This is a genomic window from Winogradskyella undariae (assembly GCF_013285155.1).
In the GTDB taxonomy this organism is placed as follows: domain Bacteria; phylum Bacteroidota; class Bacteroidia; order Flavobacteriales; family Flavobacteriaceae; genus Winogradskyella; species Winogradskyella undariae.
In genome coordinates, this window is the sequence record NZ_JABTEL010000011.1 from 1 (window position 1) to 24,143 (window position 24,143).

Here is a 24,143-nt window from a genome sequence, read left to right on the forward strand (position 1 = left end):
GTAAGCAGTAAGCAGTAAGCAGTAAGCAGTAAGCAGTAAGCAGTAAGCAGTAAGCAGTAAGCAGTAAGCAGTAAGCAGTAAGCAAAATTTAAAATATAACTTGGGAAGAAAACAAAATTAAGTTAAAATTAATGTCCCAAATTTCGACGCAGTCGGAAAACATCAAAATTCAGAAATAATGAACGAAAGAACGTAGATGCGAGGCGAAGCCTCAAGCACGAAGTTCTGAAAGTGAGTGATGCTTTAGCTATTTCCTAATTTTGATTGTGATTTTTTGGTTCGTTTTGTATCAAGACAAAATGAACAGAATAAAAAATAAAAAGTTAACCTCATAGAGGAAAAGAACATGAACATTCTAGATAAAATTGTATTCGACAAACGTAAAGAAGTTAATTTACGTAAATCATTGATTCCTATTAAACAATTAGAACAGTCTATATTGTTTTCACGAGCAACGTTTTCTTTAGCTGCTAATTTAAGAAACAGCACATCAGGAATTATAGCAGAACATAAAAGGCGTTCACCTTCAAAATCTGTTATTAATCAAAACTTAAATGTACAAGATGTAGCATCTGGTTATGAAAATGCTGGTGTTTGTGGAATGTCTGTTTTAACAGATGCAAAATATTTTGGCGGCTCTTTAGACGATTTATTATTAGCAAGAGCAAGTTCTAATTTACCGCTTTTAAGAAAAGAATTTATTATTGATGAATACCAAATTCTTGAAGCTAAAGCTTACGGTGCCGATGTCATTTTGCTAATTGCAGCAATCTTAACAAGAGCTGAAATTAAACAGTTTTCAGAATTTGCAAAACACTTAAACCTTGATGTTTTATTAGAAGTTCATAACGAAGAAGAATTACACAAATCTATAATGCCATCGTTAGATATGCTTGGCGTAAACAATAGAAATCTTAAAACTTTTGAAGTCTGTTTAGATACTTCAAAACAATTAAGTCAATTAATCCCTAATGATTTTGTAAAGGTTTCTGAATCTGGAATTAGCTCTATAGAAGCCATTAAAGAATTACAACCTTTTGGTTATAAAGGTTTTTTAATTGGAGAGAATTTTATGAAAACAGATGACCCAGGAAAAAGTGCTACAACATTTATTGAAACATTAAATAAGTAATAATCGTCACTTCGAGTGATTTTAGAAGTACGAAAAATGATATCAAGAAGAAATAAATAGATTACTGCTTTGGTAAGAATAACAAAAATATAAAGTGTGGTGAAATTCCCGCTTTTGCTAGAATATATGAAACTAAAAATTTGCGGAATGAAATATAAAGACAACCTAGAAGCTGTTGCTAATTTGCAACCCGATTATCTAGGCTTTATATTTTACGAAAAATCAAAACGTAACTTTGATAGTTTTATCCCAAAATTATCAAAATCTATAAAAAAGACAGGTGTTTTTGTCAATGAATCATTAGATGTTGTTATTGAAAAAGTAAAAGAATTCGATTTACAAGCCGTACAATTACATGGTGAAGAATCCCCTGAATATTGTTCTAAATTGAAAGAAAATTGTCAGACTGAACATGGTCTAAGTGACATTGAAATCATCAAAGTTTTCAGTATTAAAGACGAATTCAACTTTAAAGATTTAGCACCTTATGAAACAGTCTGTGATTATTTTTTATTCGATACTAAAGGTAAATTACCAGGCGGAAACGGCTACACCTTCAACTGGGATGTTCTAAAAAACTACCCTTCAACCAAACCTTATTTTTTAAGCGGTGGTATTGGATTAAATGAAGTTGAAAACATTTTGTCATTTCTGCAAAGCCAGGAATCTAAGCTTTGTTACGCCATCGATGTTAACAGTAAGTTTGAAATAGAACCAGGATTGAAGAACATTGAAGATTTGAAATTATTTAAAGATAAATTAATAGTATAGTTTTAATGAGAAGTGAGAAGTGAGAAGTGAGAAGTGAGAAAAAATTAAAATATAAATTGGGAAGAAAACAAAATTCAGCAAAAATTAATGTCCCAAATTTCGACAGTGTCGGAAACATCAAAATTCAGAAATAATGAGCGAAAGAACGCAGATGCTAGGCGCAGCCTCAAGCACGAAGTTCTAAAAGTGAATGTCGCTTTTAGCGATTTCCTAATTTTGATTGTGATTTTTGGTTCGTTTGCATCAAGGCAAATGAACAAAAAGAAAAAAGAAACAGATTGCCATATCACGTAAAAACGTGATTAGCAATGACGATAATAAAACAATCATGAGTTACAAAATCAACGAAAAAGGATACTATGGAGAATTCGGCGGCGCATACATCCCTGAAATGCTTTATCCAAACGTAGAAGAATTACGTCAAAATTATTTAAAAATCATGGCTGAACCTTCTTTCCAAGAAGAGTTTAATCAACTTTTAAAAGATTATGTTGGTCGTCCTTCCCCCCTCTATTTTGCAAAACGACTTTCCGAAAAATATAATACTAAGGTTTATTTGAAACGAGAAGACCTCAACCATACAGGAGCACACAAAATCAATAATACGATTGGACAGATCCTTATGGCAAAACGTTTGGGAAAAAACAGAATTATTGCCGAAACAGGAGCTGGCCAACATGGCGTTGCAACGGCAACCGTTTGTGCTTTAACAGGTATTGAGTGTGTAGTTTATATGGGAGAAATTGACATTGCACGCCAAGCACCAAATGTTGCGCGTATGAAAATGTTAGGCGCTAAAGTGGTACCTGCTTTGTCTGGAAGTCGTACACTAAAAGATGCCACCAATGAAGCTATTAGAGATTGGATTAACAACCCTGTTGACACCCATTACATTATTGGTTCAGCTATTGGCCCGCACCCTTATCCAGATATGGTAACTCAATTTCAGTCTATAATTTCCGAAGAAATAAAGTGGCAATTAAAAGAAAAAGAAGGTAAAGAAAACCCTGATTACGTTGTGGCATGTATCGGTGGCGGAAGTAATGCTGCAGGAACGTATCATCACTTTTTAGATAATGAAGATGTCGGTATCATTGCTGTAGAAGCTGCAGGAAAAGGAATTCATTCTGGTGAAAGCGCTGCAACTTCTGTATTAGGAAAAGAAGGGATTATTCACGGTTGTAAAACCTTGTTAATGCAAACCAATGACGGACAAATTACTGAGCCCTACTCTATTTCCGCAGGATTAGATTACCCAGGTGTTGGTCCTTTACATTCGCATTTATATAAAACAGGTCGTGGTGAATTTTATTCAGCTACAGATGATGAAGCCATGAATTCTGGCTTAGAATTAACCCAATTGGAAGGTATTATTCCGGCTATTGAAAGCTCTCATGCCCTAGCTATTTTTAAACATAAAACTTTTAAACCTAACGATGTTGTAGTAATTAGCTTGTCTGGTCGTGGTGATAAAGATTTACAGAATTATATTGATTATTTTAAGCTTTAAAATATTTTGGGCGTTCCATTTTACCATCCTACAAGCTAAAACTTGAAGAATGGTAAAATGTCAGGCTTTCCACTATATCTTTTTGTTTTTTTTCATTTCTATCGCACTAAATAAAAAAACAAAAAGGATGCCGCTTCAATCCTTAACGCAAATTAAGGAATTAAGAATTTAAGTTTTGCATTTGAAATTTTAAGCAATACATTTACAGTGACCAATTTATTTATATCTACAATATGTCCGAAACGGTTTTAGAACTTAGAGATGCTACTATTTATCAAGGTGACAGTATGGTGCTGTCTAAGGTAAACTTTGAAATGAAAAAAGGAGATTTCGTTTACCTTATTGGTAAAACCGGAAGCGGAAAAAGTAGTTTTATGAAAACACTTTATGGGGATTTAGAATTAACAGAAGGCGAAGGATCTGTTGTTGATTTTGACTTAAGAACCATGAAAGAGAAAGACATTCCGTTTTTAAGAAGACGATTAGGTGTTGTTTTTCAAGATTTTAAATTATTACCAGACCGTACGATTAACGGAAATTTAGAATTTGTTTTAAAAGCTACCGGTTGGAAAGAAAAAGACAAAATTAAAGACCGTGTAGCAACCGTATTAGACAAGGTTGCTATGAAAACAAAAGGCTTTAAATACCCACATGAGCTTTCTGGTGGAGAACAACAACGTATTGCTATTGCTCGTGCTTTATTAAATGATCCTGAGCTAATTTTAGCTGATGAGCCTACCGGAAACTTAGATCCGCAAACCAGCATTGAGGTAATGGAGGTGCTACAAGAAATTAATAAAAATGGAAACACTATTTTAATGGCAACCCACGATTATGCTTTGCTTTTAAAATACCCAAGTAAAACCTTAAAATGTGATGAAAACAAGGTTTTTGAAGTAGTACAACGTAAAAATTAAGTACAACTATATTAAGGCTTAAAAGTCTAAACTGTTATTGTTGCAATAAAGAGAGACTCACATGTTATCTATACTTATACCCGTTTACAATTACGATGTACAACCATTGGTTGAAGAAATTCATCAACAGGCAACATCTTGTGAAATTGTATTTGAAATTATAATTATAGACGATTTTTCTACTCAAATTCCATTTGATATTGATCACGTTAAGCAGTTATCAAATATTAAATTAATCTTTAATAAGCAAAATATAGGACGAAGTGCTATTCGTAATTTATTAGCAACAGAAGCAACCTACGAAAACTTATTGTTTATTGACGCGGGTACTTTTCCTAAGTCAGAAAAATTCATTTCAAACTATCTAAATACCTTAGAACACAACATAACTGTTGGTGGTATGACTCAAAAAGCATCAGCAACAAAGAAGCCTTATAAATTAAGGTGGCTCTATACCAAAAAGAGAGAAGCTTGTTCTTTTGATGATAAAAACCACAATCCAACATTTACTTCGGCTAACTTTTTAATTAAAAAATCGATTTTAAAATCTCATCCTTTTGATGAAAGTATAAAAAGATATGGGTTTGAAGATTTTATATTTTTCAATAATTTAAAAATTAATGGGTATCATCTAAATTTCATCAATAATCCGGTAATCCATGATGCAAAAGAAGATGCTAATACATATCTTGTAAAAACCGAAGATGGACTTAAAAATTTAGTGTTATTATCAAATAAAAACAAGGATTTAATTCGTGACATAAAAATAGTAGCTGCACATACTAAAATAAAGACACTCGGTTTAAGTTCTTTAGTTATCCTTATTTATAATATAATTAAACCCATTTTAATCAAAAATTTCAACTCATCACATCCTTCGCTATTATTATTCGATTTTTATAAATTGGGCTATTATTGCACATTAATCTCTCATAAAAAATGACACCATTTTTTTCTGTTATAATCCCTTTATATAATAAGTCTAAATTTATAGAAGAAACACTTCAAAGTGTCATTAACCAAGACTTCTTAGATTTTGAAATTATCATTGTTGATGATGGTTCTACAGACCTAAGTATTGACATCGTTAAACAATTTAAGGATTCAAGAATTATATTAATTCAACAAGAAAACAAAGGGGTTTCTGTAGCTAGAAATAATGGAATATCTATTGCTAAAGGACAATTTATCGCTTTAATAGACGCGGACGATTTTTGGTATAAAAATCATCTAAATACATTAAAACAGCAAATAACTCAATTTCCAAATGCGGGATTGTATTGTAATAATTACGAAATTTATCTCGATAAAAACACCAAACGAGATGCTAATTTCAACTTTAATTATGGTACGGACAGCCTAATTGTTAAAGACTTTTTTAGAGGAAATATTATTAACTCAATTGCATGGACATCAGCTGTAGCATTTTCTAAAGATAAATTTGATGCAGTTGGAGGATTCAATATTAATTTAGATACTTCTGAAGATTTAGATTTATGGATAAAGTTTGCTTTAAAATATGAAGTGGCTTTTAATCCGACTATAACAATGGCTTATAAATATTATATCCCTGATAGTTTAACAAAGAAAGAAACCAATTTAATCCGTCTAAATTTCATTAATAGTTATAGCAAAGAAGAAGCGAATAACGCTGCATTAAAGCACTATCTAGATATTAACAGGTATGCCTTAGCAATTAGATGTAAAGTCTTAAAAGAATTTAGTATTTATAAAACTGCGAAGCGCCAGATTTTACTTTCAAACTTAAATTTTAAACAAAAGCTACTTCTCTATTCACCGAGAATTATGCTTGTAGTCCTCAAAAAAATTCAAACGGTATTAATCAAAAACAACATTTACATTTCAGCTTTTAAATAACTTAAAATCGTTGTAATCTCTAATATAATCTTGCTCTTCAAATTCTGTAGAAGCAATTACAAAGCAAACTGAACCTGAAGAAAAATTTTCAATTTCACGCCATATTCCTGTAGGTATATACAATGCTTGGTTTGGTTTATTTAAAGTAATGCGTTTTCTATTTTTACCATCATCAAAAACAACTTCAAAACTACCGCTAAGCGCTATTATTACAGATTCTTGTTTTTTATGTGCGTGTCCTCCTCTATAACTATCGCTAGGTACATCGTATAAATAATAAATACGCTTCATAGAAAATGGAATTATAGTTTTCTCTATAACACCAAGACTTCCACGTTCATCATGAACCTTGGGAATCTTTAATAATTGACAATCTTCTACAGTTTTTCTACTCATTTTCTAATAATTTCAGCCATCCTTTAGCAATGACACTAACGTCTAAATGCTTAACACTAGAGATTGTGTTTTCTTTACACTTATTATATAAATCTTCATCACTCAAAAAAGAATTAAAAGCTTTAGATACGGCTTCTGGTGTATTATTCTCTATTAAAACTCCGTTTATATTATTCTGAATAACCTCACTTGGACCAGAGGGACAATTTACAGAAACAACAGGTGTACCACAAGCCATAGACTCTATAATACTCATAGGAAAACCTTCATAATTGCTCGTTAAAACAGTAAATAAAGCATCTTTCACAAAAGGAAAAGGCTCGGGTTGGTAATCCATAAAAATCACATCATCCTCTAAAGAATATTGAGAAACTAAATGTTGAATAATAGCTTTATCATCACCTTTCCCCATTAAAACAAGCTTAATATCCTGAGCTCTTAAACTTGATAACTTATAACTTTCTATCAATAAAGTTAGATTTTTGGCAACTTCTTCAAATCGACCAAAATAAAGAATATACTTATAATCTAATGTTTTTATATTGCTATTAGATTTGGCTGTAATCTCATTAATACTAATCGGGTTATGCATGTAATCAACATTTTTAAACCCATATGTTTCCTTTACGTTTTCCTTTATTTTTTTACTCACACCAATAAATGTGGTGGTCTCTGGATATATGATTTTTGACATATATTTATTTACAGGAAAATAATTTTCTACCTTATAGTTATGCACCATTCCTATAATTTTAGAACCGTTATAAAATGATCTGTACATAATTAACTCTTTGAGAAATTGTGTTCTCAGTCTGTTATCTATAATAATATCAAATTTTTGTTTTTTGAAATACCGCGATAAAGCTATTAATTTACTTATTGAACTATCACTTTTTTTCGCTTCTTTTTCTAAATTAAAAAGAGTTCCTGAAAAATCATATTCTACAGCATCATGCGTAATAACAATATGAATATCATAACCTAAACTGGTAAGAATATTAGAAAGAGATGCACCAAAACGCTCTGTACCACCATTACTTAAAGAAGATAAAACAATACAAATTTTTAAAGTGTTGAGATTAGCCATTAATTAATACCTTTGAAACAAATGTAATTATTAATAATGAAAATCTTACTCATTGGAGAGTATAATAGAGCTCACAGAAACATAAAAAAAGGTTTAGAATCTTTGGGGCACGAGGCTATTGTAGTAAGTACTACCGATGGTTTTAAAAAAGTAGATGTTGATATAGAAATTAAAGAATATTTTAATTCTCCAATACTCAATAAAGTTCGCATTTTAATTTTTAAACTCACTAAAATTAACCTCTTATCAGAATTAATATTACAGCAAATAAAATCGAAAAAAAAGGAACTTTCAAGCTACGATATCATTCAATTAATAAATGAATCTCCTTTTAATATTGAAGCAAAGAGTCATATAAAAATTTTAAAATGGCTACAACAATGGAACAATGCCAAACTCTTTTTATTATCATGCGGGTTAGATTATCCTAGTGTATCTTACGCTCACGATAAGCGTTTTAGATATTCTATTTTAACGCCTTATTTTGAAGGTAAAGTTCCTGAAAAAGATCACTCTTTAGGTCTTAGATACATGAGTCCAAGCTTTAAAGTGCTAAATCGGTATGTCTATCAAAAAATTGAAGGTGTCATCTCTAACGATATGGATTATTACATTCCTTTAGAAGGACATCCAAAGCATTTAGGAATGATTCCTCATGCTATTGACTTAAGTGAGTTAACTTACAAAACACCTATTATTGAAGATAAAATAATTATTTTTCACGGCATTAATACTGCTAATTATTACAAAAAAGGAAATGATCTTTTTGAAGCCGCTTTAGCTATTATAGCGCATAAATATGAGGATAAAGTAGAAATTATTATTGCACAAGACCTACCGTACAAAGACTACATTAAAAGTTTTGACAAAGCACATATTTTATTAGACCAGGTTTATGCCTATGACCAAGGTTACAATGCTTTAGAAGCCATGGCTAAAGGAAAAGTCGTCCTTACTGGAGCAGAACAAGAATGGTTAGACTATTTTAATATAAAGGAAGACACTATTGCTATAAATGCTTTACCTGATGCTGAAAAAATTACACAAAAGTTAGAATGGTTAATCCTGAATCCTGAGAAAATAATTGAAATATCTACACAAGGACGAAAATTTGTAGAAGAGCACCATGATCATATAGCTTGCGCCAAACAATATTTAAAAATATGGAGTTCTAACTCTTAAATCTTATTCACTTTTATTAGAACTATAATAACTTTTAATAACAAAAGCTACCACTATAAAGTAAATGATATAACGTACAAAATGTGCCATTACAACACCTTCTGTTCCATAATATGGAATAAATATTTTTGATAACACAAAAAATACTCCTAGAGAAATTATTTCAGTTATTACAAAACTCTTCACCAAACGCTTGGCTAAAAATTGATGAGATAATACTAATGCTCCCAATCTAATAAAATCTCCTAACAACTGCCATTTAAATAAAGGCTCCATGCCTGTAAACTCGGGATATATAATTTGAATTATAAAGTCTCTAAGGAAATAAACCAGAATCATTCCTAACCCAAAAATGGGTAAAATGGTCTTGTAAATATTAAACACTTCAATTTTAAAATCGTGCTTATTGTGTATACTCGCAAACTTAGGTAAAACGTATAGTGTAAATAGACCTGTGGCAAATACCATATAATTTTTTGAAATAAAAGTAACAGCTGTCCAATAACCAGCTTCATTAATATTAATTTCTTCGGACACTAAAGTTCTAATATTAAGCTCGATGTAATTCAACAAAAAGGTTGAAATAAAAGACATTAATGTAAATGCTAATAGTTTGTTTTTATAAATTAAATTAAGTTTTAACGACTTGAATTTCACATACGTTTTTAAGGTATTTCCAAATACAAAAGCCAAGACAATGAGTTGAATAACAGGGGCTATAATTATAGCAATTAGCACTCCATTTAACTCTGAAGAATAAACACCAATAATTAGCGCAACAGTTGCTAAAAGGTAACTTATTAATTCAACCTTAGCATAACGTTTATAATCAGACAGTCCACTAATTACAGCATTTACAATACGACCAATCGCTACGAAAGGAATAACGACTGACAAAAGTTGAAATACAAAAATATAATCTTGAGAATCGTAGAGGTAATCAGATAGAAATGACGCTCCAAAAAATAATACTGCCGAAGACGTTAGCGAACCAATGATTCCAAAAACAGTAACGGTAGAAAATATTTTAGAAAGCTCTGGCTGATCTGTTTTAAATTCAGACATGTATTTTACAACGCCATTAAACGTACCTAAAGTAGAAGTACTTGTAACCATCGCTATAACATTTCTTAACTGACCGATACTTGCAATACCTGCTTCACCTACTGTAACAGCCAATAAACGCTGTATAAAGGCAGAAACAATTAAACGGATTGTAATAACAACCGCATTGAGAGAGGTAATCTTAAGAACTAAATTATTGCTAATAAATTTGGGGAGCTTCACGTTTCTATTTTTAATAATCTTCTATATCTTCTTCTGAAATAACACCAAACAAAGAACTACTAAATAGTAATAAAATTATACCTAGGTACATAAAATAGCTTAAACAATGTCCCATCACAGCTCCTTTAAGTCCAAATTCATCTATAAGATAAATACTAGAAAAATACATGATAACAAATAAGAATACTTCTAGAACTATAAAATGAGCAAACATCTTTTTAGCCAAAAACTGATACGCAATTACCATAGAAAGTACACGAGCAATATCACCTAATATTTGATAGCCAAACAAATCTTCAACTTGTCTAAAGTCTTCCGTAAACAATATATTTACAAGTATTGACCTACTGATATAAATAATAAAAAGTAAAACTAAAAAAGCAGGCATCATGGTTTTATAAAAGCTAAAAACTTCTTTTCTGAATTCTAATTTTGAATTAATTTCTGAAAATCGAGGTAAAATATATAATGCAACTAATGAGTTAAAAAACATTAGATAATAATCTGAAACACGGGTCATAGCTGTCCAATTACCTGCAGAATTGATTCCTATTTTATCAATAAGATAATTTCTAATCATAATCATTACTATTGGAAGCGCAATAGCACTAACCAATGCCATTATAATATAAGGACTTAATTTATTTAAAACAGACAGACTAATTTTTGTGATTTTAACAGATGCCATTAAATTTCTCCTAAATGCAATACCAACGATAGTAATTAGTAAATTAAGAGCCGGTGTAATTACTATTGCTAATAATGCACCATCAATATTTTCTTGACGTATTAAAAGTAAGGTTATTAAAATCCCAACAACCTGCCCAAGAATATTAATAAGCAGTAAATTTTTATATTTAGAAAATCCATTCATAATGGAAAATGTAAACATATTTAATGCATAAAAAGGCAAAATGATTGCTAGTGTTTCAATCACATATACATAATTATAGTTTTGAGTAAAAAGGATATTATTAATAAAATCTGCATTATAGTAACATAGAAATGCTAAAAACACCGAAGAGAAAAAACCTAAATAAAATACGGTTGATAATATTTTTGTGAGCTCAACACTATCATTTTTTACTTGACTAATAAATTTCACAACACCTTTGTAAAGGCCTGAAATAGACAATGATTGTAAGGCACGTAAAAAATTACGCAAATTTCCTATAAGCGCCATTCCATGAGGCCCGATATAAATAGCTATAAATTTAGAAATTAAAATACCAGCTATAATTTTAATACTAATGTTAGCCATATTTAAATTGGCTGCTTTTACTAAAACTTGGCTGTTTATATAATTAAAAAACTTTTTCAATTAGTAGTTATTTATAACGTCTATAACTGTCTGAACTTCGTCATCATTCAACACAGGACTGATAGGTAAACTTATTATTCTTTTATGAATCTTCTCCGTTAACATAAGATTAAAATGAGAAAAAAATTCTAAAGCCTCTTGCTTATGAGGAGGAATAGGATAATGAATTAACCATTCAATTTTATGTTCTGTAAGGTAGTCCGTAAAATCCGTTCTATTATCAACTTCTACAACAAAAGCATAAAATATATGATTTTTGGAACCATCATAAAAAGGTATTTTTATTTTTGAATTTTTAATCCCCTTTAAATAACTCTTTGCAATTATTCTGCGACGTTGATTATCTTTATCTAAAGTCTTTAGTTTAATACTTAGAAAAGCCGCTTGCATATCATCTAAACGACTATTGTAACCTATAATTTTGTTAGTGTATTTTTTTTCACTTCCGTAGTTACGCAGTAATTTAATGACCGCTACTAATTCAGAATCATTAGTGGTTACAGCACCTCCATCTCCAAGTGCACCTAGATTTTTACTGGGATAAAAGCTAAATGCTGCTGCATCTGAAAGATTTCCGGCTTTACAAGCATTAAAACTAGAAATAGCGCCATGTGCTTGTGCTGCATCTTCTATTAAAAGTAAATTAAAATCTTTTGCGACATGTTGCAAGCCTTCTGCATTTGCTAATTGCCCATAAAGATGCACCATAATAATCGCTTTAGCATCGATGTAAATAGATTTGTCTTCTGCTATAGATATATTATAAGTATCGGCATTAGGCTCTACTAAAACAGGAACTAGTTCTGCATGTAAAACGGACAAAATAGTTGCTATAAATGTATTTGCAGGTACAATTACTTTATCTCCTTTCTTTAATTTACCAAGCTCTATATAGCCTTTTAATATTAAGGTTAATGCATCCAAGCCGTTAGCTGTACCAACACAAAATTTAGTGCCACAATACGCACTGAACTCATTTTCGAAGTTAGTTACGTTTTTACCCAGAACAAAATAGGCATCATCTAGAGATTTAGAGAATGAAGTCTTAAATTCATCTCGAAAACGATTATTGATTTTATGTATATCTAAAAACTTAATCATATTAATATATCCTCTAACAATTTATAATTCTCTGTTATTATATTATAAAACCCTTGTGGAATAGAGCGTGCACCAAAACCTTCTTTCCAAAATAATAAACCTTGGTTTATTTGTTGTCCTTGATTAATGTTAGACGTTCCAAAATCATAATATAACTTATCCTTAAATATATTTTCTATAAGATGATGATGTAAAAAATCTAAACTTCCTAATTCATTTTTATCTGCATTACCCGAAATATATTGACAATGCGCTACATTTTTGGTTTCAAAAATAGTGGTTCCCGCAACTATTTTATCATTAACGTATACGTTAAACTGTCTAATATTATTTGGAAACCGCGATTTTAAAAGTGTTATTTCTTCTAAATTATGAACAGGTTTTACCCCGTGTTTATGTTCTAAATTTGGAATTAAAATTTCATTCCAAAACAAATCACATGTTAGAGACTCTTCAACTTTTAATTCAAACTTATTCGCTCTTTTAACGCCTTCTTTCCTACTATTAGAATACTTTTTATATTTTAAATCTACAACCGAATGTAAATCTGTTCTAATCAATTCAGCCTTAGTTTTAAATAACACATACGCTATAGGATGATTAGTTATATTGTGTAAATATATAACAGGAAGCTCCTTAAAAGTGATATTAGTAATTTCATTTTGATGTAAAAACTCTAAGGCAACCCTAAATAACTCTATATATTCTGTGGTTTTAATTGTGTTTATACATATAAAGCCACCATAACTCAACCCTTGATGAGAATATAAAGAATGCTCCACTCTATTTGCTGGTAATAAAGCAACGAGCTTATTTTTTTTATAAATTATTAGAGAAAAATCTTGAAACCGATCACTATGGTAATCCATAAAATCTCTTTGAAACAAAAAGGTATCTTGGTTACTTTTTAGCGAAAAATTATTCCAGATTTCTTTATCTGAAGAGTTATATATTTTGACTTTATAATCTGACATCAATCAAAAATAATTCTAATTTTGAATTAAGCGATCAATGAGTGAAGAAAATTTCTTAGATCCTTTTTTATTGAGGTGATCTGCATCGTAAAAATCCTCTGCGGTAAACGCTTCATCATCCATAAAATTATAATAAGTACAGTTTTTATACTTATTATTCATTTTTTTACCTGTGTTAATAATCGTTTCTAATTGAGAATCATTTAAATTATCCCTATAACTTTTATACGCAGGTAAGGTAACTATAACTACTTTGACACCTTTATCGTCACATAATTGAACTAGCTTATCTAAAAAAAGTATATTCTCATTGACTAAAGCATCAGATGCTATTGTATGTTTTTTTGCCGCATATAATCCTAAATCATCTATTGTTCCGTTTGCATGTTCATTTTCAAAAAAGGCCCAACCCGACTTTTTTACGGTTATCATTTTCTCATCATTTAAATAATATGCTTTAAGTTGAGATAAGTTATTTTTAAGCTTTACACTTAAAACTTCACTTTTATATTTTAATTTATTAGAGACATTTAAATCATAATATAGATTGTAGTCTTTTAATCGCCATGCTTCTGCTCCCACACCTAATTGTTCGTATAAAGTCGTATATGATAACCTTAGCACTACAGTTTCTAACTCTGGTAATATTTTAATATACTTTTTAAGCATTAGATAATCGAGATCTATGGTTTCTGAAACATGACCCAAATTATAAGCTCTTTGCGTGAAATATTCAGGATTCATACCATACATACTGTGTGAACTTCCTAAGATTAAGGTTTTAACATCATCCTTTTGCAATTCTATTTCAGAATTTTTAAATCTATAATCATTGGGAATATGTCTTAAAGTTATTTCTAATATTACAATAAGAATTAAAATAGGAATTAAGAACGCTAAAAACTGTTTTATAAATTTTTTCATACCTAGAATTGAAAGTAGATAAACTGTTGTTCTTCTCCATTAAAGTAAAATATTAAAAATACAATTGTATAATAAAACATTACTCTATAAGATCGTTTCGATTTATTAAATATGTTTTCAAGCGCATGCTCTTTATCTCTCCCAAACCATTCTACAACAAACGAAAATAGGATTAGTACAAACAATACTAAAGCTTGACTATTGCTAGAAAATTGTGGCAATTGAAACAAGGTTACAGAAAATAAATTCTTCAAATAATCTACCGCAATAGTTAACGAATCTGCTCTAAAAAATATACGAGCAAAAATTAAAAATAAAAAGGTATGAAACATCCCAAAAAGTTCTTTCTTATTTGGAAACAGACGATTCTCAGCTACAATTGAAGTATATTTTGTGTTCTTTCCTCTAATAATATAGGGTACAAAATGTAAGGCATTTATTAATCCGTAAACTACAAATTTCCAATGTGCTCCATGCCATAAACCAATAACCATAAAAATGGCAAAGGTGTTTCTTAATTGCATCCATTTACTTCCTCTACTTCCTCCTATCGGAATGTAAAAATAATCTTTAAACCAAGTGGTTAAGGAGATATGCCAATGCCTCCAAAATTCGGCTATATTTCTTGCAAAATAAGGATATGCAAAATTCTTCTTCAAATTAAAACCAAACAATCTTGAGACACCAATTGCAATATCTGAATATCCTGAAAAATCACAATAGATCTGAATAGAAAAGAGAAAAGCAGCAAAAAACAATGTACTTCCCGAGTAATCGCCATAATTCTCAAAAACATCATTTACAAAAAATGCACAATTATCTGCAATAACCATTTTCTTAAAAAGTCCCCAAAGAATCTGTTTTAGTCCATCGGTTGCTTTTGTATAATCAAAAACTCTTCGTTTCTGTATTTGAGGTAAAAAGTTTGATGCCCTCTCAATAGGACCAGCCACCAATTGTGGGAAGAAGCAGATAAAAGACGCAAATGCAATAATATCTTTTGTAGGCTTTATTTTACCGCGATAGATATCTATGGAATAGCTCATGGTTTGAAACGTATAGAAACTAATCCCAATAGGTAAAATGATATTAAGATAATTGAGATCTATATCTCTTCCGAAAAGCATAAATGCTTCTTTAAAATTTTCAATAAAAAAATTATAATATTTAAAGAAGCCCAAGATGCCTAAATTGAGTAGAACACTCAGGAGCATTAAGTATTTTTTATGTTGTTTTAATAAGGCTTTTTCAATCGCTAAGCCAATACAAAAATCAATACATGTACTTAAGATTATTAATCCTAAAAAACGCCAATCCCACCATCCATAGAATACATAACTAGCAATTAACAATAATATATTCTGACTTTTTAATGATTTAAAAACAAACCAATAGAGTATAAATATAATAGGAAGGAAAATTGCAAAATCTAAGGAATTGAATAGCATTAATTTGTTTTAATAGAAATAAATCGGTGTAAGATAAAATAGATTGCGTTATAATACTAATAAATAAAAAAAGAGAGATACTTTTCAGTATCTCTCTTTTCAATAATATTTATAAAAAACGTTGATCTAAAACTTGTTACGTTTACGATCTGTTTCTTTTAAGTAAATTTTACGTAATCTTAAGTGATTAGGTGTAACTTCTACATACTCATCTTTCTGAATATATTCTAAAGCTTCTTCTAGAGAGAATTTAATAGCTGGTACAATCTTAGCTTTATCATCTGCTCCAGAACTACGTACATTACTCTGCTTTTTAGCTTTTGTAATGTTTACAGCCATATCATCTTGACGAGAGTTCTCACCAATTACTTGACCTTCATAGATATTTTCACCTGGTTCTACAAAGAACTTACCTCTATCTTGTAATTTATCAATTGAATAAGGGATTGCTGTTCCGTTTTCCATAGAAATTAAAGATCCAGAAATACGTCCAGGAATATCACCTTTTAAAGGTTGGTACTCTTTAAAACGATGTGCCATAATAGCCTCACCTGCAGTAGCTGTTAATAATTGGTTACGTAAACCGATGATACCACGAGAAGGAATCATAAACTCACATACCATACGATCACCTTTAGTAGTCATACTTAATAACTCACCTTTACGCATCGTTACAAACTCTACAGCTTTACCCGATACATTTTCAGGAAGGTCAATTGTTAACTCTTCTATTGGTTCACATTTAACACCATCAATTTCTTTAATGATTACCTGTGGTTGCCCAATTTGTAATTCGTAACCTTCACGACGCATCGTTTCGATTAATACCGATAAGTGTAATACACCACGACCAAAAACCATAAACTTATCTGCAGTAGCAGTTTCACCTAAACGTAAGGCTAAGTTTTTCTCTAATTCTTTTTCTAAACGATCTTTAATGTGACGAGATGTTACAAACTTTCCATCTTTACCGAAGAAAGGTGAATCGTTAATTGTAAACAACATACTCATTGTAGGCTCATCAATAGCAATAGATTTTAAACCTTCTGGGTTTTCTATGTCTGCAATTGTATCTCCAATTTCAAAACCTTCAACACCTACAATAGCGCAGATATCTCCTGTTTCAACGCTTTCTACTTTTTTACGGCCTAAACCTTCAAAGATGAAAACTTCTTTCACTCTTGTTTTTGTAATAGTACCATCTCTTTTTACTAAAGAAATTTGTTGTCCTTCTACAATGTTTCCTCTTTGTACTCTACCAATCGCAATACGACCTGTAAAGTTAGAGAAATCTAAAGATGTAATTAACATTTGAGTATTTCCTTCTGGGAAAACAGGTTCTGGAACATGCTCTATAACCATATCTAATAATGGCTCAATGTTGTCAGTTTCATTTTTCCAATCGTCACTCATCCAGTTGTTCTTAGCAGAACCATAAACTGTTGGAAAATCTAATTGCCACTCTTCAGCACCAAGTTCAAACATTAGATCGAAAACTTTTTCATGTACTTCATCAGGCGTACAGTTTTCTTTATCAACTTTGTTTACAACAACACATGGTTTTAAACCTAAGTCAATCGCTTTTTGTAATACAAAACGTGTTTGTGGCATAGGACCTTCAAAGGCATCTACCAATAACACAACACCATCTGCCATGTTTAAAACACGCTCTACTTCACCACCGAAATCGGCGTGACCAGGTGTATCAATGATATTTATCTTAGTATCCTTATAAATAACAGAAACGTTTTTAGAAGTAATTGTAATTCCTCTTTCACGTTCTAAATCATTATTATCTAGAATTAAGTCGCCAGTGTTTTCGTTTTCACGAAATAATTGACAATGGTACATGATCTTATCAACCAAAGTCGTTTTTCCGTGGTCAACGTGTGCAATAATTGCGATATTTTTAATCTTAGTCATAACTAGTGCTGATTTTAAGCGTGCAAATGTACATCATAATTTTTTCATTCCGTTAATAATGTGTTATAATTTCGTTTATACAACGACTAAGGCCGTATATTAAGCTAAATAATTGATTTTCAAATTTAATTATGAAGCCATAATAGCACTGATTTTTTAAAATATTGATGTTATTAGTATACATAACTAAAGAAAAAACGTCAATTTCCACCTATAAAAACAAAACAAATGGCAACTCTAAATAAATACACTAAATTTATTCCTTACCTCTATTTTCTCTCGATAATAGTGTATTGGTTTACAAATATTAATCAAACAAGTGGACTCTCTGCTTACCCTATATTATTATTTGGTATTCCATTTGTATGGCAGCTTATTAAGCCTAGTAGAAAGCTAAATTTCTCATTAGGTATTGTTTTTGTTTGTCTATCATCATACCTAATATTAGCATATTTCTTTGATTTATTAAATATTGTTGATTGGACAGAATCTTCGCAAAAACTATTACTATATGGAGGCCTTTTTGTGTTTAGCAACTTTGCTATGTCACTTTGGATGGTTAGAAATAGTATTAGAAAGGAATTTTAGATAAAAATTAAATTCAACAATCATAATTGTATCTTTGTGACCTAATAACTTTTAAGTCTATAGCTTTGATCACAATACCAAAATTAAAACATACAGATTCTGATAATTTCTTTTTACTATGTGGACCCTGTGCCATAGAAGGAGAAGATATGGCTTTGCGCATTGCAGAAAAAGTCATAAAAATCACAGATAAACTAGAAATTCCTTACATTTTTAAAGGGAGTTTTAAAAAAGCAAACAGAAGTAGAATTGACAGTTTCACTGGTATTGGAGATGAAAAAGCTTTAAAAATCCTTAGAAAAATTTCTGAAACATTTGATGTTCCTACAGTTACAGATATCCATGAGGTTTCTGATGCTGCTATGGCTGCTGAGTATGTAGATGTATTACAAATCCCTGCTTTTTTAGTAAGACAAACCGACTTAGTTGTTGCTGCTGCCAAAACAGGAAAAGTGGTTAATCTAAAAAAAGGACAATTTATGAGTCCTGAAGCGATGAAACATGCTGTGCAAAAAGTAAAGGATGCTGGTAATGAACAAGCTTGGATTACAGATCGCGGAACGATGTTTGGTTACCAAGATATGATTGTAGATTTTAGAGGTATCCCAACCATGCGAGAATATGCCCCTACTGTTTTAGACGTTACCCATTCATTACAGCAACCTAACCAAAGTATTGGTGTTACAGGTGGTAGACCAGATATGATTGAAACTATTGCTAGAGCTGGAATTGTAAATAATGTAGATGGTTTATTTATCGAAACACATTTTGATCCTGCAAATGCAAAAAGTGATGGAGCTAACATGTTACACCTTGATAATCTAGAAGGTTTATTATCAAACCTTGTTGCTATTAGAAAAACAATTAATTCATTATAATTTTATAAATTATTGTAAGTACGCGAGAAGGCTAACGTCTACTATTTCCTTTACGGATATTTCTTATGAACTACTTTAACAGAATCCTATGTGCCGGATTCACTTTTTTGTGCACAATTGCATACGGCCAAACAGAACAAATACTTAATTACACTTCATCTAATAAAGGTAAATTCTTTGTGAGTTGGGGAGGAAATAGAAGTGCATATTCTAAATCAGATATTCGCTTTAAGGGTGATAATTATGATTTCACTATTAGTGAAGCCACGGCCAAAGACAAACCAAAAGGTTGGCATATAGATTACATTAATCCCACGAGGATGACAATTCCTCAAACCAATGCTAAATTGGGTTATTTTATTTCTGATCATTACACCGTTTCTTTGGGGTTAGACCACATGAAATATGTAATGAATAGAAACAGAGACAGAACTGTAAATGGTTATATTGATTTGCCTGACAGCGAACCTGGAAGTATTTACAATGGTGATTTTAATAATGAAAGCGTATTTATTTCCGAAGATTTCTTAAAATTTGAACATACGGATGGTTTAAACTACATCTATACCGAGATTGCTAGATACGATGATATTTCGTCTCTATTTGGTATAAATAACACCGATATATTTCAAGTTAATTTAACTGAAGGTATTGGTGGAGGTGTTTTATTTCCTAAAACAAACGCTACATTATTACAAAAAGATAGATATGACGAATTTCATGTTGCAGGTTATGGTTTATCTGCAAATCTTGGAGTAAACTTAACCTTTTTAAAACACTTTTTTGTGCAATTAAATGCCAAAGGAGGCTATATAAATATGAATGATATTAGAACTACTGGTAACACAGCTGACCACGCAGAACAAAGTTTTTACTTTTTTCAGCGCGTAGTTTCTTTTGGCAGCATTTTTAGATTATAAAAAACATGATACAAATAAGAACCGCAGATTTAAACGATATTCCTGAAATCACTTCAGTATTTAGAGATACAATTATCAATATCAGTACTAAACATTATTCAGAAAAACAAACTACAGCTTGGGCTTCTGGCGCAGATAAAATTAAAGATTGGGAAAAAAGAATCAGTAAACTTTATTTTATTGTCGCTGAAATTGATAAAATTATTGTTGGTTTTGCTTATTTAAAGAATGGTAATTACCTAGAAGGCTTATTTGTTCATAAAGATTACCAACGTCAAGGAGTAGGTTCAAAATTATTACGAATAATGGAATCGCAAGTTATGATGAATGATTTTGAAGTTTTTAAATCTGATGTTAGCAAAACAGCTTTACCGTTTTTTGATAACAAATATTTTAATGTTATTAAAATACAAAAGAAGAGTGTAAAAGGTGTTATGCTAGAAAATTATCTTGTTGAGAAACAAATGTAATTGTATTACTTTTTTACAAAAACTTTTATACCCGCTTTAATATCTAAATCAAGATAATTAGCACTTGGCACAATTGGACAAGAAAATTTCTCATTATAAGCACAATAAGGATTGTATGCTGAGTTAAAATCTATTTCAATAATACTTCCTTCAGGAATATCTAAGTCAATATAACGCCCTCCTCCATAAGTTAAAGAACCATTGGTATTATCCATAAATGGTAAAAATAAATAGTTTTCAAAGCCTTCTGTTTGCATTAATTCTTCACCTTGATAAACATTTAACTGAAAAGACTTCCCCTTTATTTCAAAAGTTACAATTCCAAAAACACGCTCTTTAGATAAGCGATCTGTTGTTGTTTTCATTTGAAACCATTCTGTATTTGGAGTACGCTTTAATTCTGCTTTCACTAAAAACGTAGAATCGTAAGCAAAGAAATCTAAGCCTTCAAATGTTTTAATATCTTTTGCTTTTAAAGGCGATCTTGAAGCATCTTTAAACTCATCATTCATCTTTTTTTGAAATGGTGTTAAATCTGTTGCAACCATTTTTTTATTTTGAGCGCAACTCGTAAAGAAGACAATTGTAAATAAGATGACTAAAATTCGCATAAGGTTCAAATTTAAAATTCAAAAATACAATATATAAAATGTCCTTAATATTTTAAGAGAGATTTAATAGCATACATTTTCTAAATTTATTCAATAAGTGTAATTTTAAACACCATGAAAAAACGAGACTTAGACGTATTAATTATTGGCGCTGGCCCTATAGGTATTGCTTGTGCTTTAGAGTGTAAAAAACGAAATTTAAATTATTTGGTGTTAGAAAAAGGAGCTTTAACAAATTCCCTTTTTAACTACCCTTTAAACATGACGTTCTTTTCTACTTCTGATAAATTAGAAATTGATGATATTCCTTTTATAAGCAACAACCCAAAGCCAACTAGAAACGAAGCTTTAGAATATTACAGACGTGTAACGACTTCAAAAGCTCTAAACATTAATCTATATGAAAAAGTAGAAGATCTAGAAAAAACAGAAAATGGTTTTAATGTTCAATCTAACAAAGCCACTTATTTTGCAAAAAAAGTGATTATCTCTACTGGGTTTTATGACATTCCTAACTTACTGAATGTTCCTGGAGAAGATTTACCTAAGGTATTTCATTATTATAAAGAAGCACACCCTTTTACATTACAGAATGTCACTGTAGTTGGTGCAAGTAACTCCTCTGTAGATACTGCATTAGAAATCTATAGAAAAGGCGGAAATGTCACCATGGTCATTAGAGGTAAATCTATTGGAGAACGAGTAAAATATTGGGTAAAACCAGATATTTTAAATCGAATTAAAGAAGGGAGTATTAAAGCTTATTTTAATTCTGAAATTAAAGAAATTACACCTACAGAGGTTATAATAAGCACACCTAATGGTAAACAAACTTTAGATAACGATTATGTTATTGCCTTAACAGGTTATCATCCTAATTTTGAATTATTAGATACTGCCGGAATTGAGTTTTCTAAAGACGAAAAACGCATTCCTAGCTATAATTCTGAAACCATGGAAACAAATGTAAAAGGCCTTTATTTAGCTGGTGTAATTTGTGGAGGAATGGAAACTCATAAATGGTTTATAGAAAACTCAAGAATACATGCAAAAATGATTATTGACGACATTGAAACTAAAGCCTAATAATTGCTATTAAAATCATGAGCTACAGCCTACCATCTCATCTATCTAATTTGCCTATTTACCAAAAGGCCATGGATATTATTGTTATTTCTCGAAGTATTTCAAACTATCTTAATCAAGATTTAGTCTATTTAAATACAGATGGCACTGAGGATAATAACATTTATTTCTCAGGTGATATTATTCAACAATCCATAAGTCTAGCTCCTGAAATTATTAATGCTGAACTTGAAAAATGTTCACAAAAAAAGAGTAGACATCTAGAAATCTTAGATCGTTTAACCACACGACTATATACAAACTGTAAAAGATTAGAAAAATCAAATAGTAATGGTAAAGACTACTTGCCTATTCTACGTGGTGAATTAAGAAAATTTAGAAAACTACAACGTCACTGGATGATGACGTTATAAATTATAATTACTATTTTAAAAGATGCGCATTACTCATAAATGCATTCTGGTAATTTTTAATTCTAGAATTCATTTCGTCAGCCATAATTATAAACTGACATTTATTAAGACTTTCAGACAAACGTAAAATATGATTATAACCATTATGCCTGCCTAAATAGTCAGCATCTTCAATAGCCAATAACTGTACTTCACCTAAATGAATTCCATTTAAAAAATAAAGTTTACTTAATCTAGCAGGAGTTGCAATTACAATATCTTGTCCGTAATACACCTCTGTCTTTTGCTTTTCAATATCGTATTCATCATACAAAGCATACACTCTTAAATCTGTTGTATTAGTAAATCTTTCAAACTCTTCTTTTAAACGTAAAGCTTCCTTCTTATTTTCAACAACAATAATGGCTCTTGGCGAATCTTCAAAAGCTTCTGCCTTTAGCTTATGAATCGTTGCTATAATAAGCGCTGTAGTTTTACCACTTCCTTTTGGCCCAATAATATAAGCATCCGCACCACCTTTTAAAGTTGGTAATACTTTTTTCTGAAATGGATTTGAAGTTTCAAATCCTTCATTTTCCAAGGATTCTTTTAATAAAGGGTGTAGTTTTTTGAAAGACATCTGAGTAAGTAATAAAAATAGCTTGATTAGTTATTTTGCTATTAATTTCAAAGGTACGATTATTGACAAACTTTACAGTCTGCTTTGTCTTGTATTTCTCCAACCAAATGACCATCTTCATTCATCTTAAAACCACAACAGTCCATAAAACCTTGTGCAATCTGCTTTCTTGCACGTTGAATTTGCGATTTTACTGTTGGCAAAGATAAATTTAATTGGTTAGCAACCTCTTGTTGCTTAAGACCTTTAATATCTGATAGAAACAAAGGATCTCTATATTTTTTTGGTAAATTCACTAAAATTCCCCTTAAGCAATCTTGTTCTGTATGTCCTTTTGGTAGAGGCTCTGATTCAATTTCTAAATCTTCAACAGGAATAACTAGTTTGTTAGTTTTAAAATAATCTAGAATCGTATATCTAGCAATTGAAAACAACCAAGGTTTTAGCTTTGCTTCATCTTTAAGGGTATGTAGCTTAGTATGAACTTTAATAAATGTTTCTTGCAAAATATCATCAGCAACATCAACGTCTTTTACTTTACTTAAAATAAAACGTCGAATATCACCAGAATAACTTTCCCAAACACTTTTTGTAGTCATACTTTAAATTTAACTAAAATCAGTTCGGGTACAAAATTTAGAACCCGAACTAATTATAATTTAACAATTGCAATTTGTGCATGTACAGTTTTCACAAGTACAATTTTC

25 protein-coding genes are annotated in these 24,143 nt (G+C 30.6%); 13 read left to right on the top strand and 12 right to left on the bottom strand.

The window, feature by feature from the left end:
• Positions 1-346 precede the first annotated feature (346 nt).
• From trpC to HSX10_RS14215, 6 genes are all read left to right on the top strand, one after another.
• A complete protein-coding gene (gene trpC, locus HSX10_RS14190; RefSeq protein ID WP_173588903.1) occupies positions 347-1,132 on the top strand; it encodes an indole-3-glycerol phosphate synthase TrpC in 786 nt (261 codons plus the stop codon).
• Positions 1,133-1,258: 126 nt separating this feature from the next.
• Entirely contained in the window at positions 1,259-1,903 is a 645-nt protein-coding gene (locus tag HSX10_RS14195; RefSeq protein WP_173588904.1) for a phosphoribosylanthranilate isomerase, read from the top strand.
• 328 nt (positions 1,904-2,231) lie between these two features.
• Positions 2,232-3,413, top strand: coding sequence for a tryptophan synthase subunit beta (gene trpB / locus HSX10_RS14200; protein WP_173588905.1), 1,182 nt, complete (start codon positions 2,232-2,234; stop codon positions 3,411-3,413).
• A gap of 233 nt (positions 3,414-3,646) precedes the next feature.
• Positions 3,647-4,330 carry a cell division ATP-binding protein FtsE gene (locus HSX10_RS14205; RefSeq protein WP_173588906.1) on the top strand — a complete coding sequence of 228 codons (684 nt, stop codon included), beginning with the start codon at positions 3,647-3,649 and terminating at the stop codon, positions 4,328-4,330.
• Between the two features lie 61 nt (positions 4,331-4,391).
• On the top strand, positions 4,392-5,273 hold the full coding sequence (locus tag HSX10_RS14210) for a glycosyltransferase family 2 protein (RefSeq protein ID WP_173588907.1): 882 nt from the start codon (positions 4,392-4,394) through the stop codon (positions 5,271-5,273).
• The gene (locus tag HSX10_RS14215; protein ID WP_173588908.1) at positions 5,270-6,208 is read left to right on the top strand and encodes a glycosyltransferase family 2 protein; all 939 of its coding nucleotides are present in this window, start codon (positions 5,270-5,272) and stop codon (positions 6,206-6,208) included. The genes HSX10_RS14210 and HSX10_RS14215 overlap by 4 nt, the downstream gene beginning before the upstream one ends.
• Here the strand turns inward: HSX10_RS14215 and HSX10_RS14220 are convergent.
• Together HSX10_RS14220 and HSX10_RS14225 are read right to left on the bottom strand one after the other, a co-directional pair.
• Positions 6,194-6,604 (bottom strand): sugar 3,4-ketoisomerase, encoded by a 411-nt coding sequence (locus HSX10_RS14220; RefSeq protein WP_173588909.1) that lies wholly within the window; start codon positions 6,602-6,604, stop codon positions 6,194-6,196. The two genes, HSX10_RS14215 and HSX10_RS14220, sit on opposite strands and share 15 nt — an antisense overlap.
• A complete protein-coding gene (locus HSX10_RS14225) occupies positions 6,597-7,691 on the bottom strand; it encodes a glycosyltransferase (protein WP_173588910.1) in 1,095 nt (364 codons plus the stop codon). The genes HSX10_RS14220 and HSX10_RS14225 overlap by 8 nt, the downstream gene beginning before the upstream one ends.
• Before the next feature lie 36 nt (positions 7,692-7,727).
• Between HSX10_RS14225 and HSX10_RS14230 the strand changes: the two genes are divergently transcribed.
• A complete protein-coding gene (locus tag HSX10_RS14230) occupies positions 7,728-8,873 on the top strand; it encodes a glycosyltransferase (protein WP_173588911.1) in 1,146 nt (381 codons plus the stop codon).
• A 3-nt stretch (positions 8,874-8,876) separates the two neighbouring features.
• On the opposite strand, the gene HSX10_RS14235 is transcribed toward HSX10_RS14230, so the two are convergent.
• The 7 genes from HSX10_RS14235 to typA all read right to left on the bottom strand — a co-directional run bounded on the left by HSX10_RS14235 (position 8,877) and on the right by typA (position 17,851).
• Positions 8,877-10,160 carry an O-antigen translocase gene (locus tag HSX10_RS14235; RefSeq protein ID WP_173588912.1) on the bottom strand — a complete coding sequence of 428 codons (1,284 nt, stop codon included), beginning with the start codon at positions 10,158-10,160 and terminating at the stop codon, positions 8,877-8,879.
• 10 nt (positions 10,161-10,170) lie between these two features.
• Positions 10,171-11,481, bottom strand: a complete 1,311-nt coding sequence (locus HSX10_RS14240) for an O-antigen translocase (protein ID WP_173588913.1) — start codon at positions 11,479-11,481, stop codon at positions 10,171-10,173.
• On the bottom strand, positions 11,482-12,582 hold the full coding sequence (locus HSX10_RS14245) for a DegT/DnrJ/EryC1/StrS family aminotransferase (RefSeq protein ID WP_173588914.1): 1,101 nt from the start codon (positions 12,580-12,582) through the stop codon (positions 11,482-11,484).
• A complete protein-coding gene (locus tag HSX10_RS14250) occupies positions 12,579-13,556 on the bottom strand; it encodes a GNAT family N-acetyltransferase (protein ID WP_173588915.1) in 978 nt (325 codons plus the stop codon). The genes HSX10_RS14245 and HSX10_RS14250 overlap by 4 nt, the downstream gene beginning before the upstream one ends.
• 15 nt (positions 13,557-13,571) lie before the next feature.
• Positions 13,572-14,480, bottom strand: coding sequence for a hypothetical protein (locus HSX10_RS14255; RefSeq protein WP_173588916.1), 909 nt, complete (start codon positions 14,478-14,480; stop codon positions 13,572-13,574).
• Between the two features lie 2 nt (positions 14,481-14,482).
• A complete protein-coding gene (locus HSX10_RS14260; RefSeq protein WP_173588917.1) occupies positions 14,483-15,928 on the bottom strand; it encodes an MBOAT family O-acyltransferase in 1,446 nt (481 codons plus the stop codon).
• 126 nt (positions 15,929-16,054) lie between these two features.
• On the bottom strand, positions 16,055-17,851 hold the full coding sequence (gene typA, locus HSX10_RS14265; RefSeq protein WP_173588918.1) for a translational GTPase TypA: 1,797 nt from the start codon (positions 17,849-17,851) through the stop codon (positions 16,055-16,057).
• 228 nt (positions 17,852-18,079) lie between these two features.
• On the opposite strand from typA, the gene HSX10_RS14270 reads away from it, so the two are divergent.
• The 4 genes from HSX10_RS14270 to HSX10_RS14285 all read left to right on the top strand — a co-directional run bounded on the left by HSX10_RS14270 (position 18,080) and on the right by HSX10_RS14285 (position 20,707).
• Positions 18,080-18,439, top strand: coding sequence for a hypothetical protein (locus HSX10_RS14270; RefSeq protein WP_173588919.1), 360 nt, complete (start codon positions 18,080-18,082; stop codon positions 18,437-18,439).
• 59 nt (positions 18,440-18,498) lie between these two features.
• Entirely contained in the window at positions 18,499-19,317 is an 819-nt protein-coding gene (gene kdsA, locus HSX10_RS14275) for a 3-deoxy-8-phosphooctulonate synthase (protein WP_173589008.1), read from the top strand.
• Positions 19,318-19,382: 65 nt separating this feature from the next.
• Complete coding sequence (locus HSX10_RS14280; RefSeq protein WP_173588920.1) at positions 19,383-20,237, top strand: hypothetical protein; 855 nt, start codon at positions 19,383-19,385, stop codon at positions 20,235-20,237.
• Between the two features lie 5 nt (positions 20,238-20,242).
• A complete protein-coding gene (locus HSX10_RS14285) occupies positions 20,243-20,707 on the top strand; it encodes a GNAT family N-acetyltransferase (RefSeq protein WP_173588921.1) in 465 nt (154 codons plus the stop codon).
• 5 nt (positions 20,708-20,712) lie between these two features.
• On the opposite strand, the gene HSX10_RS14290 is transcribed toward HSX10_RS14285, so the two are convergent.
• Entirely contained in the window at positions 20,713-21,318 is a 606-nt protein-coding gene (locus HSX10_RS14290) for a DUF1684 domain-containing protein (RefSeq protein ID WP_173588922.1), read from the bottom strand.
• Positions 21,319-21,432: 114 nt separating this feature from the next.
• Here HSX10_RS14290 and HSX10_RS14295 point away from each other — a divergent pair, with 114 nt between their 5' ends.
• Together HSX10_RS14295 and HSX10_RS14300 are read left to right on the top strand one after the other, a co-directional pair.
• Positions 21,433-22,404: a YpdA family putative bacillithiol disulfide reductase gene (locus HSX10_RS14295; protein ID WP_173588923.1), complete on the top strand. Its 972-nt coding sequence runs from the start codon at positions 21,433-21,435 to the stop codon at positions 22,402-22,404.
• Positions 22,405-22,421: 17 nt separating this feature from the next.
• Positions 22,422-22,817, top strand: a complete 396-nt coding sequence (locus tag HSX10_RS14300; RefSeq protein WP_173588924.1) for a hypothetical protein — start codon at positions 22,422-22,424, stop codon at positions 22,815-22,817.
• A 10-nt stretch (positions 22,818-22,827) separates the two neighbouring features.
• Here HSX10_RS14300 and HSX10_RS14305 read toward each other — a convergent pair whose 3' ends face one another.
• Positions 22,828-23,436: a DEAD/DEAH box helicase gene (locus HSX10_RS14305; protein WP_173588925.1), complete on the bottom strand. Its 609-nt coding sequence runs from the start codon at positions 23,434-23,436 to the stop codon at positions 22,828-22,830.
• Positions 23,437-23,495: 59 nt separating this feature from the next.
• A complete protein-coding gene (locus HSX10_RS14310; RefSeq protein ID WP_173588926.1) occupies positions 23,496-24,035 on the bottom strand; it encodes a sigma-70 family RNA polymerase sigma factor in 540 nt (179 codons plus the stop codon).
• Positions 24,036-24,143 lie beyond the last annotated feature (108 nt).

Coding starts and splice junctions, on each gene's coding strand:
- trpC (WP_173588903.1), top strand. CDS start 347: ATGAACATTCTAGATAAAATTGTATTCGACAAACGTAAAGAAGTTAAT.
- HSX10_RS14195 (WP_173588904.1), top strand. CDS start 1,259: ATGAAACTAAAAATTTGCGGAATGAAATATAAAGACAACCTAGAAGCT.
- trpB (WP_173588905.1), top strand. CDS start 2,232: ATGAGTTACAAAATCAACGAAAAAGGATACTATGGAGAATTCGGCGGC.
- HSX10_RS14205 (WP_173588906.1), top strand. CDS start 3,647: ATGTCCGAAACGGTTTTAGAACTTAGAGATGCTACTATTTATCAAGGT.
- HSX10_RS14210 (WP_173588907.1), top strand. CDS start 4,392: ATGTTATCTATACTTATACCCGTTTACAATTACGATGTACAACCATTG.
- HSX10_RS14215 (WP_173588908.1), top strand. CDS start 5,270: ATGACACCATTTTTTTCTGTTATAATCCCTTTATATAATAAGTCTAAA.
- HSX10_RS14220 (WP_173588909.1), bottom strand. CDS start 6,604: ATGAGTAGAAAAACTGTAGAAGATTGTCAATTATTAAAGATTCCCAAG.
- HSX10_RS14225 (WP_173588910.1), bottom strand. CDS start 7,691: ATGGCTAATCTCAACACTTTAAAAATTTGTATTGTTTTATCTTCTTTA.
- HSX10_RS14230 (WP_173588911.1), top strand. CDS start 7,728: ATGAAAATCTTACTCATTGGAGAGTATAATAGAGCTCACAGAAACATA.
- HSX10_RS14245 (WP_173588914.1), bottom strand. CDS start 12,582: ATGATTAAGTTTTTAGATATACATAAAATCAATAATCGTTTTCGAGAT.
- HSX10_RS14250 (WP_173588915.1), bottom strand. CDS start 13,556: ATGTCAGATTATAAAGTCAAAATATATAACTCTTCAGATAAAGAAATC.
- HSX10_RS14255 (WP_173588916.1), bottom strand. CDS start 14,480: ATGAAAAAATTTATAAAACAGTTTTTAGCGTTCTTAATTCCTATTTTA.
- HSX10_RS14260 (WP_173588917.1), bottom strand. CDS start 15,928: ATGCTATTCAATTCCTTAGATTTTGCAATTTTCCTTCCTATTATATTT.
- typA (WP_173588918.1), bottom strand. CDS start 17,851: ATGACTAAGATTAAAAATATCGCAATTATTGCACACGTTGACCACGGA.
- HSX10_RS14270 (WP_173588919.1), top strand. CDS start 18,080: ATGGCAACTCTAAATAAATACACTAAATTTATTCCTTACCTCTATTTT.
- HSX10_RS14280 (WP_173588920.1), top strand. CDS start 19,383: ATGAACTACTTTAACAGAATCCTATGTGCCGGATTCACTTTTTTGTGC.
- HSX10_RS14285 (WP_173588921.1), top strand. CDS start 20,243: ATGATACAAATAAGAACCGCAGATTTAAACGATATTCCTGAAATCACT.
- HSX10_RS14290 (WP_173588922.1), bottom strand. CDS start 21,318: ATGCGAATTTTAGTCATCTTATTTACAATTGTCTTCTTTACGAGTTGC.
- HSX10_RS14295 (WP_173588923.1), top strand. CDS start 21,433: ATGAAAAAACGAGACTTAGACGTATTAATTATTGGCGCTGGCCCTATA.
- HSX10_RS14300 (WP_173588924.1), top strand. CDS start 22,422: ATGAGCTACAGCCTACCATCTCATCTATCTAATTTGCCTATTTACCAA.
- HSX10_RS14305 (WP_173588925.1), bottom strand. CDS start 23,436: ATGTCTTTCAAAAAACTACACCCTTTATTAAAAGAATCCTTGGAAAAT.
- HSX10_RS14310 (WP_173588926.1), bottom strand. CDS start 24,035: ATGACTACAAAAAGTGTTTGGGAAAGTTATTCTGGTGATATTCGACGT.